The sequence below is a fragment of the Bradyrhizobium campsiandrae genome, assembly GCF_014529705.1.
Taxonomy (GTDB): Bacteria; Pseudomonadota; Alphaproteobacteria; order Rhizobiales; family Xanthobacteraceae; genus Bradyrhizobium; species Bradyrhizobium campsiandrae.
Genome location: NZ_JAANIH010000336.1, coordinates 1 through 249 on the forward strand (window position 1 = coordinate 1; position 249 = coordinate 249).

A 249-nucleotide genomic window follows, 5' to 3' on the forward strand; every position below is an offset into this window, starting at 1 on the left:
CCGCGGGACGGTTACAGCCTCATCGCGATCCTGCCCTCGGGCGATTTCGAGGATGTGAGGCTCAACGAGCCGTTCGACCTGCGTGAGCGCGGCGCCGAGCGGTTCATCGCCTTCCAGACCGACCGCGGCTTCCAGCAACTGGCGGCCGAGCGGCACGGGATCGCTCACCACACGGGACTGGAAGTTGAGATCGCCCTGCGCGAGGAGAAAGCGATACCCCCGCGCCGGACGCAACGCCCGGCCTTCGCG

General features: G+C 68.7%; 1 protein-coding gene. It reads left to right on the forward strand.

Features of this window, described 5'->3' with window-relative positions:
- The coding region (locus G8O24_RS44880) for a multiubiquitin domain-containing protein (protein WP_244646454.1) at positions 1-249 on the forward strand (249 nt) is incomplete at both ends.